Genomic DNA, 14,762 nt, shown 5'->3' on the forward strand with positions numbered 1-14,762 from the left:
GTACACGTGAGGGACTCGACCTCAGCAGATCCCGTGTTCTCTGCAGTTGGGTAACAGACCGTGACTAAAACGCTTCCCTGAACGTGCTCAAGAGATCAGGACTGGTGGCCCGTAGTGCCTGTGGTCCTCAGCCCTCTACCCGCTGGGCAAGGTGGGGCAAGGAAGCAGGAAGCCCCGTCCGTCACGGTAGACCCAAAATCATATTATGAAAAATAATTCTGACAGAATAATATCGATTCACGATAGATAACAGGATTTATAAGAGTATTAAGAATTCAGTTGAAGAAAGGTTTAAGGTGAGGGAGATGTGGTATTACCACGTGTGATAGCGAGATGATAATACACCATCTCCCTCACCAAAACAACGTTCAACAAATAGGATATAAATTACTTTCCATGTTCTCCTTCAAGGGAAAGAGAGGGGAAGAGGTGGCGAGAACCCTCATCTCAGCGTGTTTATGGAACGATTCAGTAGAGAACAAGTCGAGGGCGTATGGCGTGTCCCCACAGACCGTGAGGAATTACGTGGAGGAGCAAGGGGTGGAAGTTATTGAGAAACTCTTGGAACAAGTGAGGAAAATGTCCTTGGAGACGCTGAAGGGAGTCAAGGAGATAGACCTCTCAATAGACTGGACGACCAAGACCTGGTACGGGAGACCGGTGGGAGGGCTCGGGAGTTCGGAGGAGGGAAACTCTTGGAACTACGCAACTGCGACGACTAAAGATGGGAAAGTGCTCCTACTGGCCTTCGTCACTCAAGTCAAGGGGATGACTAAGGAAGAGGTCGTGAAGGCCCTCGTGGAGCAAGTCGTCGCCATGGGGTTCAAGGTAAGGTTGATGACTCTCGACGCTGGTTTCTACACGGTTGACGTGCTCAACTTCGTTTCGCAGTTCAAGTACGTAATCGGAGTTCCTGTTGGTGATGTTAAGGTCTACCAGGAGTTTGACGGCGAGTACGAGACGAACAGTAAGAGGCACAGGAGGGACGAGCAGGTCGAGTTCAGGCTCCTCGTGTACAGCGAGGAGAAGGTTAAGAGAAAGAGGAAGACTCTCGTTTACTTCGCTAGGGCGACTAATCTCGACCTACCGAAGGGGGAGGTGTTGGACTTGTACAACAAGGTGAGGGGTCCCATAGAGACCTCTCACCGGAACATCAAGGCGTTCCTTCCCTTCACCAGTTCCACCAAGTTCGTCTTCCGCACTTTGATCTTCGTGCTGGCCGTGGTCCTCTACTCCCTGTACACCGTGTTCAAGGGGGAGGTGAGGAGGGAGCAGTTCAGGATACTCCTAATACTCTTGTTTTCTGATGATTTATTCTATCTAAGAGATTTTCTACTTAAATCAATAGAACCGCTTATTAATATAGATTTATTTTCAAGGAGGTGATTTTGGGTCTACCGAGAAGAAGGGGGTTTACAGGACGTTGAGGGACGAACTGGAGGAGGTCAACGTCCTAGCTTCCCACTACGTGGATAAGGCCATAAGCGACGCTTACTCCGTGTTGAGGGGCTGGAAGAGGAGGGCTGAGAAGGGACGAGCGTCGTTAAGGAAACCTAGATTGAAGAAGGTTTACGTTAGGGTTAAGTCTACTCTGAGGAAGGTTGAGGGCGAAGAAGTTAGGATTACTGTAAGACCTTATGAGTATTTGACCTTCTCGTGGTCTCACACTTGGTTTTCAAGAAGGGTTAAGGGGCTTGAACTAGGTGAGCCCGTGATGAAGGAGGACAAAGTGTATTTACCATTTCGTTATAAGTTGCCTTGGTTTACTCCCCTAGATTTCCTAGCAATTGATAGTAACCTTTACACACTGGACGCTTATGATGGAGAGAAGTTTGTTACATTTTCCTTGAAGGAGTTGTACAGTCTTAAGTTCGGCATGGAGTTGAAGAGGAGTGAAATACAGTCCTTTGCCTCTAAGCACGGTAGGAAGGGGAAGGAGTTAATAAGAAAGTACTCCCACCGTGAGAAGAGTAGAGTTAGAGACTACGTTCACAAGTTCGTGAACAAGTTACTGGAAATGTATCCTATGACAACGTTTGTTGTTGAAAAGTTGAATAAACAATCGATGTACCAAGACGCTAACGATAAGTTGTCTAAGAAGATTTCAAGGACTGTATCGAGGACAATTCACCGTGTGCTTAAGTACAAGGCTCCCTTATACGGTTCTTTCGTTAAGGAGGTGAACCCACACCTTACATCTAAGTCCTGCCCCAGATGTGGATGGGTTTCCCGAAAGGTCGGCAGGACTTTTCGTTGTGAGAGGTGTGGTTTCACCCTGGACAGGCAACTCAACGCGTCCCTCAACATCTTCCTCAAGATGTGCGGGTTTCCCCACCTCTTTCTCACTCCCTCTGGGAGTAGGTGGGTTGGGGTTATCCCGCTAAGGGGGCGGAGGGGTGTGAACGGGGCAATGCCCCGTGACTCTGGTGAAGCCCAAGGGCTGAGGATTGATATTAAATATTATGAAATCCTATGAAGCCCAAACCCCTTAAACTGTTCTTATCTACCTTGCAGATGTTTACCTTAGGGTTAGATTGTGGCTCTCGTACCGACGAACGGACCTAAAGGGTCAGGAGTAAGGTGGACTCGTCAATTTTCCCTGAAAGCAACGACAGGTCACGTTACAGATTAACAGGGATGTTCGACTGGTCTGAGTAACCTCTCTACAATTTACTCGCCATAAAAAGTATTGCATATCAACACGGGAGGAGGATTCGGCAGTTTGTCCCTAATTTCAATGGCTTTATGTTCAATCATGATCGAGTGTAGGGACTTGGCCCTTAATAACCCACAAATTACGGTAGATGGGTCATGGGACTCCTTCGACTCGAACGCCACGGAGCTCACATCTTCGCGATCACTTTCATCCTTTTGGATAGAGCCAGCATGATGTGGGAGATCACGTTTTATCGATAAAGATCGAGAATAAACAAATATAAAACATTTCCATTATCGTGAAAAAGGATTAGGCCCCAGAAGAGATCGTTCCTCTCGATACCCTCGTCTATTATCAGAACATCATACTGTAAATAAATTAATTGAAAATACGTAGGAATTTTATATCACCTCGTTATATCTTCCATCGTGAAGCCACAGTCTCTCGTTTTCACAATCTATGGGGATTACGTGTTGAAGAACAGGGTAAATCTCACGTTCCAGTCTCTTGTCAAGATGATGACGGTGTTTGGTTTTACCGAACCAGCGATCAGGGCCGCTCTATATAGGATGAAAAAGAAGGGCATAATTAAGGAAATTGATGGACGTATTGAGCTCTCTCCAGAAGGCTTAAAGAGGACAATGGAAGGTGTTGGCAGGGTATATGGAGAGTACAAACATCACTGGGATGGAAAATGGAGAATTCTGGTATACAACCTTAGCGAGGAGAGGAGAGAGCTAAGGGATAGTTTGAGGCGAGAGTTGACATGGTTAGGTTTCGGTTCCCTGGCACAATCCACATGGATTTCTCCTAACCCAGTAGACGATACCCTGAAGGAAGTGATCTCAAGATACGGTTCCCTTCTAAAGGAAAGGGACCATCTATTCTTCTTCGTCGCAACCTCGTGGGGGGATCCTCAACAGATCGTGAGGAGGTGTTGGAACTTATCTCAGATAGATCAAGCGTACAGGGAGTTCCTATCCAAGTGGAGTACCGTGGATCCTAACCTAGACTACGAGAGGGCGTTCATCACAAAGTTGACGCTCGTTCATGAGTACAGGAAGTTCTTGAACATAGACCCCATGTTGCCTCAAGAGCTCTTGCCTGAGGATTGGATAGGGTACAGAGCCCACGAGCTCTTTGTGAGCTTGTACTCTAAGCTGGCTCCTAAGGCAGACGAGTATTTCACTTCCATGGTGAAGAGTAAAGACAAAGTAAGTCAGACCAGGCTGCGACAAGAAGGCTAGGGAAAGTCGTTGTCTACAGTTCCTTAAACCGTAAGGTGTATATATCATCAAACTATTGTGAACTACAGCTCTTATGTGGACTAACAATCTCAAATTCCCATTAAGATAAAACGCTAAAACCTAGGAGTAGATGGGCGAGTGTTTACCCGTGGCGTAACTTTTCCTTACTTTTAATTACTTCTAATTCCACCACGGGCACCCCTCCTAGGGATCATACAGGGTCACCCTTAACTCATTGGGGCTGGTCGAGGGAAACACCACTACCCTCCCATCCACACTCTTATCACTCCCCAAACCTCGTGAGCAGTGCCCGTCATCAGTTAGGGGGATCATCAATAAAAACTACTTCGGTGATACTATATAAACACAACTTGTCAAAACGATATTTAGAAGTGATTAAAAATAACGAGTAGTTACGTAGAAGCGTTACAGTCTCCTTTACTTTACAGCAGTTATTAGATTTTGCCTTGATTACAGGGCGATATTTAAGGGAAAGTCCCATAACTGCTGAACCTTACAAAAGGGTTTATCCGTCCCCTTAGGGAGGCGAGGTTTTCCGCCCCATTCGAACCTCCTCTTCTACGACCTGATACTGAAGTGAGGCTCGTTAGGGTATAGAAGCTGGAGAACTCTACCCGTCAGGACACGTTGCTAAAACCTTGACTTTAGGGACGTTCTTTGGGTTAAGATTGAGATGATCTTGATGGTTCTAACGTATTCGTTCCAGAGTTTCCTTAACTTAATCTCGTCAGCCTCCTCTAGGTTCAACTTGAAGTCGACCTTCCTTAAGATCGCAAGATGACACGAATCACTTAAAATTTCGATGCCCGCCATCGCCTTCATTGCACCAAGTTGCATAAGCGAGTCCCTAATCCTCTCCCTGTACTCCATGACCTGATCGCATGAAATCTTCCTAGACACGTAGATGAGTACTACCCCAGAATCCATTATGTCGAGAAACGAACTGTCAGCGAGAACTATTCTCGTCCCCCTCTCAATAGTCTCCACTGTCCTGGGTAGCAGGTTGCTCTCCAAAAAGAGTCTCCTTAACAACTCAGTCCTATCCAACGAAATTATTTCTTTCCACTCATTTATAAACGTTAACTTAAAGAATTTAGGTACTATCTCTAATCCTAGCGTTCATCCTGGTTTAGAAGTTCATAGAAGTTCTATGTGAATTCTTCTTACAAATTTTTAATTTCCACCTACAAACAGTTTCTTGATGATTAGGATTCAAGTATTGAGTTCCAAAGGAGGTGTAGGGAAATCCGTATTGTCGGCCCTATTATCTCTCGCCAGCGCCAGGAGGGGCAAGAAAGTCATCCTTTTGGACGCGGATCCCCTTGGCTGGAGTTCATACGTTCTGGGTCATAGAGGTCCAGGCTTGATCCCATCCCTCCTTAAGGAGGGTAGAGTGGTCGCAGATACGTTAAGTTTCTCTAAACCGATTAATGACTCAAGGGGGTCTGTGTTGGCGGTCAAACTCTTCGGCGAGGGAGTGCGTTACGAAGAAGACCTAAAAAGCGTGCTCTTCTCTGAGGAGTTAAGCAAAGCGTTCAAGCGAGCGCTATCCTTAGTGTACAGGGGGACCGCTGACGTGATCATAGCCGATTCGCCAACCATGGCCGACTTCAACAGCCTCGTCATAAAGGAGGAATTATCAGTGGCTTCAGAGATCTTTCCGGACCTGGTGACAAGAAACCTGTACGTCACAGACCCTACAACGCTCAGCGCAATGAACCTCAGGACGTTCATGGATCACGTGGAGAAGATGAGAAAGGGACTCATGGGCACAGTGATAAACATGGTGGCCCCCCTTCCCTCTGCCATGGAAGAAGCGGAGTCACTTGCGTCTACATTTCAGGGAGTGGTTGCCGTTATACCTTTCATTGAGAGGTTGTATAACACCGAGTTAGTGTCTCCAAATGACATTCCACATCAGATAACCGAACTGGAGGAGTTCATTTATAGACCTACCCCGAGTTTCGCGTTAATATTCTAAATTCGCGTGTTATGATAATGTGTTGATCTGACCTCCTCCCCGCCGTTGCCAACAGTTTCCGATAAACCGTAAAGTTTATGTCATTTGTTATCATTCAACATTCCTAATCCTTTTAATGCTATTAAGTAAGCTGAGGCTGTATGCCTGTCAAATCCCTTCTCCCTCATCACCTTTTCATGTTCTTCCGAGTTTGTAGTACCCTTTGGATTAACTAACACAACGTTGAAACCCAACCTTAACGCTTTAATAACACCGTGGACTAACAACTGCTTCTCAGCGAAACGTGAAACCTTCCTATTACCGCTTTTGCTCCTAGTGAACCTCCTCTTCTTAACCAGGAATAAGTCCTCAAATACTACGTAATCAACACCAATCCTTGATAGGAAATTAAGGACCTCTGAAAGAGCATTCAAACGTAAAGCCCTAGCTTCCCCTTAAGGAAAACCGTGGGAAACAACCTCAGAACAGCACCACGTTTTGGTAGTAACAATACTACTCTCCTTATTAATTACAACCTATCCCACTGGGATGTCTTCCTCGAGGGTCCCCCGGGCCGACCCTGAGCTCGGTTGGACTTGAGCCTTGACACCACTTTGTTCGTCACGGGCTTCTCGGACAGTACTGGGGTCGAAGACGACCCTGGCTACCGGAAGGGCTCCTTGAGCACGTCCAACATCTAGCCACGTCGATCTTGGTCTTGAACTCGGTGACCCTCACAAATTCAACATCTTCCTCACGGTGTAGGGGAAACCGTGAACGTCCTGTCCGAGGTTTGCTACGGCGACCGTGAGGAGCTTGGCCCTCTCGAACCTCCCATGGGCGTGGCAGCAGGTCCAGTGGTTCTCAGGGGCTCACGTCTACCTAGAGCGTCGTGGTCCACGGTGTCGTCCACGATGACGACCTGACCCTTCACCAGCCTGACAGGACCTCCATGCGTCGTCGAGTTCTCCCAACGCCCCATCAATTCACGTTCCAACCCGAACGTCTCGGCCCTGTTCCTCACGCTGGCCCTCCCACCCACCAAGACCATGAGGATCAGTGCCAGTTAACCTTCCTGCTCCTCCCCTTCCCCCTCACCACTCCCAACCTGTTGATCTCCCTGACAGCCTCTCCCTAGCGAACTCGATCGGTCCCTTTCTGTTCAGCACCTTTTCGGCAGGATGACGCTGAGTTGGTAAAATTAATTTACCTTTATGAATATTCTCCCGTCTCTACTACCAGACTTGAACTCCATCATGGCCTCAACCCCTCTCTCCAACGGAAATACCTTTCCGACCTTTACCTTACACCTTCGACATAGTCTCAACAACTCCACGAACTCAGAAACCCTTCCCCTATTCGTCCCGAGGAGACTGATATGCCTAGAGTAGATCTCTCCTAAGTTTATGGATGTCTGGTTTCCGGTGATTCCACCGAAGAAGACCAGTCTCCCGAGGTTACCTACCAGCTTAAGTCCCAGATCCCAATAGTCCTTACCCAACGGGTTAACTACCACGTCTGCCATCCTGCCCTCCGTGATGTCCCTGACCAGGACATCAGCATGGGAGTAATCCACGACGTAATCCGCCCCGAGCTCCTTGACCCACTCCTTCCTGGTGACGGCCACTACAGTGGCCCCCATGAATTTAGCCAACTGGACAGCGAATGAGCCTGTATTACCCGACGCTCCTAGCACTACCACTGTCTCTCCAGGCGAGACGCGAGCAGTCCTCAAAGCGTGATAGGGAGTCAGCGTTGCAATGGGTAGACTGGCCAACGCCTCTTCAGGTAAATCTGAGGGGAACACATTGATGGCCGGGACTATGACCTCCTCAGCGTACCCACCTTGAGCCTCAACCCCCATTCTCTTCCCACTAACGCAATAGGTCTGCTCGCCCCTCATACACATGTCGCATTTTCCGTCGAAGAGTCTGGTGTACACTGCGACTTTCTGACCCTCCTTTACGTTCTCAACACCCTCCCCCACTTCCTTCACTACGCCTGTGAACTCGGAGCCCGGAATGTGAGGCATCGGACTTACCCGGAGTTTCTCCACACTCAATATGTCGACCGGGTTGACTGAAGCCAGCGTAACTCTGAGCCTAACTTCTCCCTCCCTCAGTTCCCTTGTGTCAACGTCTCTAAGCTCCAGGTTTTCGAGACCCTGTCGTTCAAACAGTAAGGCCTTCACATTGAAGACTACTCTGTGAGGGTATTGAGCTTTTCCGTCTGTCCCTAAGCTTTCTCCACTCATTTCATTTCAAACCAGCAATAATTTGGAATTCGTCTGGATTACAGGGCGGTACTCAAGGGAAAATCCCTAACTGCTGGTAAATCGTGATCGAGTGTGAGGACTTAGTGGACTGACAAGCGTCACCGAGACACCTGAGCTGGAGTTTATCAGTGGCACCTCTGCCACACTCATACACAGCTCCTCTGGTCAACTTCTCGTGGAGGAGCGAGAGCGAGCCTTCCCCAGTAATCCAGGGGAAGGACCAAGCGGCATACAGGGTCTAAACCAAAGATAAACACGTACCATCACTACTAGAGGAATCTAACCCTCAACTTAGGGAACCTTCGCCCTTATGATAAGGAGCATGTCAGATCTCAAACCTGGGACGTTCATAAAGGTTGTTCGTAGTTAACCTCCCTGCAACATACCTTAACTAGGCAGATAACTCCTAGACTAGTAGTATTTTTCCGAATATTGTAGCATCTCCTTCACCTCTTTCACGTACTCAGTGATATCGTTCACGGATAATTTTGCGTCATGAAATCCCCAAACGTGAAGAGTGCATCCAGCACTCCAGCCTCAGATCACCCAACTCCCCAATCGTTCAGCCAACTTGTTCGAGGCCGAAACTAACCATTGTGTATACCATCTGTTTTCATTCGACGCCTGGTCATGTTCCGGTAACCCGAACTTCTCGGACAACGCTTTCACCAGTTCCTCGGCTACCATATGCGCCTTTTCGGAGGCCTGGACGGGGTCACCCTTCCTAAGGTACTCCTCACATTCAGCCATATATCTTCAACTAGTTTCAACCTAAGCTTTGTGGCCTCAGGAGGGTCGTGTCTTGAAATCGCGTCTATAATTAAGTCCTCCACGTTTATTCCCAGCCCCTCGGCCTTTTTATCAGTTCTTCCACGGGTAACATTAGTTGACCCTAAATTAAACTTTAGACAAGTTGAGGCCCGGTTGTTAGAAGACGTAATTTTGAATTCCAACTCAGATTTTCACGTCCTCATAGCTTTCTCTTCAGTGCCCTAAAATCACTTTCCTGAACGATCTCAGGTCAATCCTCCTCCGGGATCAGCTTGCACGAGCCAAATCTCTGACTCCACTGGAACTGTAGGCTAAACTTAGTAGTGGGTTGAAGTTACCTGGTCCTCTCCACTATCACCTGGACTACTGCTATTTGCCCTGCCTTAACGCTCCTCCAACCCTCGCGTAGAGACTCCTCCACCTCGTCCACCATCTCCACTAACCTGAAGTAACCCCCGAAAGCCTTCACGGTCTCACCTATATTATACCTCTTGAAGTCAGCTCCGGGATAGAGTGACTTAGCCTTAGCTAAGCCCTCCGGGAAGACCTCGTCCACAGCCTCAGCAGAGGCTAGCCAACCGCCGTTATCGTAAATCACCACCAGCACAGGTAAACCGTAAGAGGCACATGCGTGATAGAAGGCCTCCGGTACCCCGAAGATGAAGGAGCCGTCTCCCACAGTCGCTATCACTTCACGTCCCGTAGCTACCCTGTAACCGAAGGCCGCTCCCAGACTCCAACCCAGGTGCCCCTCAGACAGATCGCCGAAGTACTGGCCGTAAGAGAGGTTTGCGTACCTGGGGTTGAAGGGGTACTCGTTGAATATTACACCCCCAAGCTTGGACACCAAGTGGGACAGTAACCTGGGGTGTATCTTCTTTCCAGACCGTAATCGCTCCAATTCCTTCGCCTTCTCCTCTCTCCTCTTCTCCACCCTCTCCTTGATCTCGTCCCTCCACTTATCCCTGGCGTCGACCCTGACCATGTCAAGCGCCTCAGGAGTCGCCTGAAGACAGACGTCACACCTGAAACCGTAATATGGTATATAGGAGTACGAGGGATCAACGTCGACCTTTATCACCTTTGCGTTTACCCTGACCTTCTTGGGTATCCAGGGAACCTCAGACTCCACTACGATGAGTAGGTCTGGCTCAGAGAGATCCAACCTATCCAAGGCCATCCCTCCCGTGGAGGGATAGTTCACCACTTCCCCCACGTAGTGCAGGACCGGGGCCCCCAGTTTCTCGGCGAATCTCTGAAGCGAGGCATACCAACTTTCCCTCCTCCCAGCCCTCCAAGTGATGATGGCAGGCTTCTCAGACTCCCTTATCAATTCCTCTATCCTTCTCAGGGCTGAGGGAGAGGGGCCCGGTTCGTAGGGATCCATGGGAACTCTCCTTGAGGAGGATCTCTCCACGCTCACTTCCCTGGGTATTACGAGATATACTGGTCCTTGTGGTTCGCTCCTGGCGATCTGTAGGGCTCTCATCACTGCCACCTCCATTTGCGACGCTCTCCTAACCTCGAAGTCCCACTTAACGTATTGCCTGACGAGACCTCCTTGATCCCTGGCCTCCTGCGTCCAATGAATCCTCAAGTTCCTGCTGGCTGTACTTCCCTCCTCGGTGTAGGGTGACCTACCGGCTATTACGATGAGGGGTATCCTGCTGGTGAAGGCGTTAGCTATTATCCCCAACGAGTTCGCAGTCCCAGGGACTGTGTGGACAGCTACCGCTCCCAACTTTCCTCCCAGGGAGTATCCCAGAGCCGCAGAAGCTGCAGTGATCTCGTGAGGGACTATCACGAAGTCCGGAAGGGAGTGATCTCTCACTTTCTCCTCAATGAAGGCAGCATAGTCGGTTCCGGAGACCATGAATATCTTGTCAACCCCTTCCCTCCTCAGTGCCTGGAGCAGGATCGATGCACCGCTCCTCTCCTCCTCCGTCTGAGTGGTCATAGCTTAATCTGTAATTATCAAATAATTAAACATCCTTCCAGGATCTACTCGCGAAAACCTTAATTTGGTCATCGTGATGGTCATCGTTGGTCCCGCTTCAAGTAGAAAGAGGAGAACCTTTATTTGTGTCTACGTTTAGTAGACACATATGTCTACAGTCATTAGTGTGAGGATAAAGAAGGAGATAAAAGAGGAGTTAGAAAAACAAGGTATAGACGTTGATCAGGAGGTAAGAAAATTTTTGGAAGAACTTTACCTTAAGGTCAAGGCTAAAGAATACGTAAATAAGTGGATTGAAGATCTCAAGGACGTTAAGCCCAGTGTGGAGGGATTCTCGGTAGGTTCTGTGAGGGAGGACCGTGAGAGTCATTGACTCTTCCTCCCTAGTAAAATTTTTCTCAAGGGAGAAGGGCTGGGAAAAAGTAGCGGAGGTGATAACTGAAGGTGTGATGACTTTAGACTTAGCAATTAAGGAGGTTGCTAGTGCTTTGTGGAAAAAGGTACTGCGTGGGGAGATGAAGGAGGAAGTGGCAATCAACATACTTTCTGACTTAATTAAGCGTGAGGCCATGTTGTTCGTAAAGCAGGACGATTACTTAATAGAAGGTTTTAAGATAGCAAATAGGAATAAAATAACAGTTTATGACTCCCTGTTTATTGCCTTAGCCAAATTAAATAACTTTGAATTAGTAACATCTGATAAAAAGCAATACGAAATAGCCGCGAAAGAAGGACTCGAAGCACGCCTAATATAAGATACTACGTTCGACTTTCATTCTGAACTAGGAGTTTAAACTCTCTCTGAAGGAGCTCTTCTCTCCTTGTCCGTCTCTCCCAACTTGAGAGTACGGGCCGTTCTTGACAGATCACTGCTGTACAATTAAAATCGTTCTATCTACAGGAATGAATGAAAAACGAAAGTGATAGATTACAATATTAGAGTTCAAAATTACAAAAGAAGTTAAGATAGAAGAGACCAATACTATCGTTTCAAGACGAAACGTGTTAATACGCAGCCTTAAGCGGTCGTTCAAACCTCCATCGCAAATTCGCTTTATTTAACTCATTAAAGTTTATTGGGATTAGCAAGTCCGGGAAAAACTCTCGATCATTCTAGCTTCAACGTACTTATAATTTTCCTTATACAGGTCTTTTTCCCATTATTTCATCTCTAATTGACCGCTTTTAATATTTAGTCATGGATACTTTGGTTAATCTTTTCCATTTTAATTCAGTTCCTAAATGGAACCTAGCTAGCTCCTTCTGCCTACATAACTTTTCTTCCTAATGTCTAGGAAACTAAGTGACTAGGAATTCCAATTCCTAAAACTTATAATTTGGTAATGGGACTAGCCCTCATGACGAAGTATTGTCCTAGATGTGGGGCACAGAACCCTGATAACGCCCAGTTTTGTTCATCCTGCGGGTACAGCCTACAGTCTGTGTACTCCTCCAGTTCTACTCCCCCAAGTCAGAGTCCACCTACCTCTCCTCCTCAGAGCCCTCCCCCCACTTGGAATCCGCAAGGAGGCTACACCCCTCCAGGATACGTGAAACCCCTCTATCAGCAGGCTCTGGAACTATTCACCAGGAACTTAGGTATGATCATACCTGCACTTCTGGCGTTAATTATAACACTAGTTCTAGGATTCGCCATAGGTTTGATCACAGTGGCCCTCCTTCCCTTGATCAGTTTTACAGCCATAAGGGGAATAGCTTTCGTGATAGGTTTCATAGTGGGAATAGTCATCACTTTCCTCATTCAGCTGGAGGCCTATGAGTCCGTGGACGTCATGAACGGTATGGTCCCTGACGTAGGAAGTGCTTGGCGACGAACCACCGCGAACACGGGAACCATCCTTCCAACAGCCCTACTGGTGGGGTTGATATACGGTCTACTGGCCTTAGCAGGAGTTCCAGGAGCCTTCGTTATTGAGGGACTAGTCCTCATACTGGCCTACGTGATCACCTCTCACCTGGCCCTGGGTCGGGCGATGGGATTGGGAGCGTCTCTGAACTGGTACTCAAACTCCTTCTCAAGGGATGGAAACTCAGCCGTCGTAGTTCTAATAGGATCCATACTGTCCACAATCCCCATACTCAACCTGTTCACGATACCCTACACTTCCCTCCTCTCAACCTTGATGGCGAGGAACTATCCCTAGTCAAGTGGGGATCAGCTTACCCTTCTTTTCCAGGTCCCTCAGGAAGAGGGCGTTGAGACTTACCTCCTCAGGATCGAACTCCGAGTGACCGGAGATCTCCTTGAAGGGCTGACAATCATAGGAGGTTCCGGAGTACCTCAGGAGAGCCCTTATATCCTTGGGCAGGAAGGCCTTAGCTATCCCGAGTGGAACTGGCAGTTGAATTCCCCTCCGCTTCAGGGACTCGGCCATAAGTTGGAAGAACCTAGATACGGGCACAGTCCCGCACTCACTGGCGTAAACGTAGAGCCTCCTCGGTCTCTTCTGGCTCAGAGATCTCACGGCGTCTCCTAGCCAGTCAGCGTTTACCGTGGCCATGAGAAGTCCCAGTTTAGGTAACAAACCCACCTTAGCAAGTCTGTACATGCTCACGAACTGGACGTGGGCAGCGTACCTCCCGTAGACCAACGTCGGTCTCAGGATAGCCAAGGGAGTACCTTCCTTTTCAGTCTCGTTCATAACAGACCTCTCCCCCTGACACTTGGTGATCTCAAACGTTGTCGTGGGCGAGACGCCCTTACAGTGCTCCTGCTCCACTCTCACGTTAGTTCCCGTTGCACCGGTTGACGTAGCTCCGCTGAAGTGGATGAATTGCTTCCCCTCCTTAGCAGACATCCTGGCCAGAGCCGTCGGCACCTCCACGTTTGCCCTCCTCAACGTTTCCTCGCTCCCGGAGATCTCCCCAACTAGGTTCACCACGGTGTCTGAGTCTCTCACCAGTTTCCTGAACTGCTCATCCATGGGGTCTGCCTTGACGACGTCTACCCTCCCCTTCAACAGCTTCACGTACTCCTCCTTCACTGGGTTAAGGGACCTGTAGGTGACAGTGACACTTGAAGTGTCCTTGTACTGTGAGAGTCTCAGGCCAATGTGAGTAGCTATGAAGCCCAGTCCTACAATAAGGTATCTCATACTTCAAGCACACAGACGTGGATAAAATTCCTTGGGTAAGCAAAGGTTAACACGCAGCAGTAGTTGTGGGACTTTGCCTTAAGGTCTCGTGGTAAAGGCTATGTTTAATTCAGCAGTTATTGGATTTCACCTAGATTGCAGAGCGCTACCTAAGGGAAAATCCCATAACTGCTGTTTAATTATTGCCCTGTACATGAGACGTCATCAAGTCACGTCCGGGCCTGTCTAAGGGGGTAGAACGGGTTTCTGAAGGTCGAGTGAGTGGTCAAACAGAGACTGTAACGCTTCTACGTAACTACTGGTTATTTTTAATCATCTAAATATCGTTTTGACAAGTTGTGTTTATATAGTATCACCGAAGTAGTTTTTATTGATGATCTCCCTAACTGATGACGGGCACTGCTCACGAGGTTTGGGGAGTGATAAAGGTGTGGATGGGAGGGTAGTGGTGTTTCCCTCGACTAGCCCCAATGAGTTAAGGGTGACCCTGTATGATCCCTTAAGAGGGGTGCCCGTGGTGGAATTAGAAGTAATTAAAGAAGGTAAGTTACGCCACGGGTAAACACCTCCAAGTCTGCAGAAGCTCTGTACCCTAGAGGTCCTCCCACGTAGTCCTGACTCCCCTAACTTCCAATATGTATAGCTTGTTGGAGCTCAGGGCCCACTCCAAGTTGACGTGTCTCCCGAACAGCTCCTCTATACGTATAGCCAGGTTGGCCAGTTCCACTGCCTTCACGTTATCGAGGCTGGGTTCCATGG

The 14,762-nt window shown here is 48.3% G+C and carries 13 protein-coding genes and 4 pseudogenes; 8 read left to right on the top strand and 9 right to left on the bottom strand.

Annotated features, from left to right (window positions below; all coding sequences use genetic code 11):
• Positions 1-333: 333 nt before the first annotated feature.
• Entirely contained in the window at positions 334-1,386 is a 1,053-nt protein-coding gene (locus tag METMK1DRAFT_RS06990) for an ISH3 family transposase (RefSeq protein WP_009072190.1), read from the top strand.
• Between the two features lie 13 nt (positions 1,387-1,399).
• A pseudogene (locus METMK1DRAFT_RS06995) lies at positions 1,400-2,476 on the top strand (RNA-guided endonuclease InsQ/TnpB family protein); the annotation flags it as partial.
• A gap of 194 nt (positions 2,477-2,670) precedes the next feature.
• Here METMK1DRAFT_RS06995 and METMK1DRAFT_RS16350 read toward each other — a convergent pair.
• Positions 2,671-2,910, bottom strand: coding sequence for a hypothetical protein (locus METMK1DRAFT_RS16350; RefSeq protein ID WP_082230015.1), 240 nt, complete (start codon positions 2,908-2,910; stop codon positions 2,671-2,673).
• A 174-nt stretch (positions 2,911-3,084) separates the two neighbouring features.
• On the opposite strand from METMK1DRAFT_RS16350, the gene METMK1DRAFT_RS07000 reads away from it, so the two are divergent.
• Positions 3,085-3,903, top strand: a complete 819-nt coding sequence (locus METMK1DRAFT_RS07000) for a transcriptional regulator PaaX (RefSeq protein ID WP_009072192.1) — start codon at positions 3,085-3,087, stop codon at positions 3,901-3,903.
• A 142-nt stretch (positions 3,904-4,045) separates the two neighbouring features.
• On the opposite strand, the pseudogene METMK1DRAFT_RS07005 reads toward METMK1DRAFT_RS07000, so the two are convergent.
• A pseudogene (locus METMK1DRAFT_RS07005) lies at positions 4,046-4,236 on the bottom strand (hypothetical protein).
• Between the two features lie 318 nt (positions 4,237-4,554).
• A complete protein-coding gene (locus METMK1DRAFT_RS07010; RefSeq protein WP_009072196.1) occupies positions 4,555-4,971 on the bottom strand; it encodes a hypothetical protein in 417 nt (138 codons plus the stop codon).
• A 154-nt stretch (positions 4,972-5,125) separates the two neighbouring features.
• Between METMK1DRAFT_RS07010 and METMK1DRAFT_RS07015 the strand changes: the two genes are divergently transcribed.
• Positions 5,126-5,905, top strand: coding sequence for a P-loop NTPase (locus METMK1DRAFT_RS07015; protein WP_009072198.1), 780 nt, complete (start codon positions 5,126-5,128; stop codon positions 5,903-5,905).
• Between the two features lie 80 nt (positions 5,906-5,985).
• Here the strand turns inward: METMK1DRAFT_RS07015 and METMK1DRAFT_RS07020 are convergent.
• The 5 genes and pseudogenes from METMK1DRAFT_RS07020 to METMK1DRAFT_RS07040 all read right to left on the bottom strand — a co-directional run.
• Positions 5,986-6,363 (bottom strand): annotated as a pseudogene (locus METMK1DRAFT_RS07020) (hypothetical protein); the annotation flags it as partial.
• A 317-nt stretch (positions 6,364-6,680) separates the two neighbouring features.
• Positions 6,681-6,935 (bottom strand): hypothetical protein, encoded by a 255-nt coding sequence (locus tag METMK1DRAFT_RS07025; RefSeq protein WP_009072202.1) that lies wholly within the window; start codon positions 6,933-6,935, stop codon positions 6,681-6,683.
• Positions 6,936-7,085: 150 nt separating this feature from the next.
• Complete coding sequence (locus tag METMK1DRAFT_RS07030; protein ID WP_048087699.1) at positions 7,086-8,075, bottom strand: alcohol dehydrogenase catalytic domain-containing protein; 990 nt, start codon at positions 8,073-8,075, stop codon at positions 7,086-7,088.
• Positions 8,076-8,570: 495 nt separating this feature from the next.
• Positions 8,571-9,004: pseudogene (locus METMK1DRAFT_RS16355) on the bottom strand (PaREP1 family protein).
• Between the two features lie 260 nt (positions 9,005-9,264).
• Entirely contained in the window at positions 9,265-10,887 is a 1,623-nt protein-coding gene (locus METMK1DRAFT_RS07040) for a thiamine pyrophosphate-requiring protein (protein ID WP_009072207.1), read from the bottom strand.
• Positions 10,888-11,035: 148 nt separating this feature from the next.
• Here METMK1DRAFT_RS07040 and vapB point away from each other — a divergent pair, with 148 nt between their 5' ends.
• The 3 genes from vapB (at position 11,036) to METMK1DRAFT_RS07055 (ending at position 13,052) form a co-directional block, all read left to right on the top strand.
• On the top strand, positions 11,036-11,260 hold the full coding sequence (vapB, locus tag METMK1DRAFT_RS07045) for a type II toxin-antitoxin system VapB family antitoxin (RefSeq protein ID WP_009072209.1): 225 nt from the start codon (positions 11,036-11,038) through the stop codon (positions 11,258-11,260).
• Positions 11,247-11,642, top strand: coding sequence for a type II toxin-antitoxin system VapC family toxin (locus tag METMK1DRAFT_RS07050; RefSeq protein WP_009072210.1), 396 nt, complete (start codon positions 11,247-11,249; stop codon positions 11,640-11,642). Before vapB ends, METMK1DRAFT_RS07050 begins: the two co-directional genes overlap by 14 nt.
• A gap of 603 nt (positions 11,643-12,245) precedes the next feature.
• Complete coding sequence (locus METMK1DRAFT_RS07055) at positions 12,246-13,052, top strand: zinc ribbon domain-containing protein (RefSeq protein WP_172634120.1); 807 nt, start codon at positions 12,246-12,248, stop codon at positions 13,050-13,052.
• On the opposite strand, the gene METMK1DRAFT_RS07060 is transcribed toward METMK1DRAFT_RS07055, so the two are convergent.
• Positions 13,053-14,003 carry an NAD-dependent epimerase/dehydratase family protein gene (locus tag METMK1DRAFT_RS07060; RefSeq protein ID WP_009072215.1) on the bottom strand — a complete coding sequence of 317 codons (951 nt, stop codon included), beginning with the start codon at positions 14,001-14,003 and terminating at the stop codon, positions 13,053-13,055.
• A 373-nt stretch (positions 14,004-14,376) separates the two neighbouring features.
• Here METMK1DRAFT_RS07060 and METMK1DRAFT_RS07065 point away from each other — a divergent pair, with 373 nt between their 5' ends.
• Positions 14,377-14,565, top strand: coding sequence for a hypothetical protein (locus tag METMK1DRAFT_RS07065; RefSeq protein ID WP_009072217.1), 189 nt, complete (start codon positions 14,377-14,379; stop codon positions 14,563-14,565).
• Positions 14,566-14,762: the final 197 nt, after the last annotated feature.

This window comes from Metallosphaera yellowstonensis MK1 (genome assembly GCF_000243315.1).
GTDB lineage: Archaea > Thermoproteota > Thermoprotei_A > Sulfolobales > Sulfolobaceae > Metallosphaera > Metallosphaera yellowstonensis.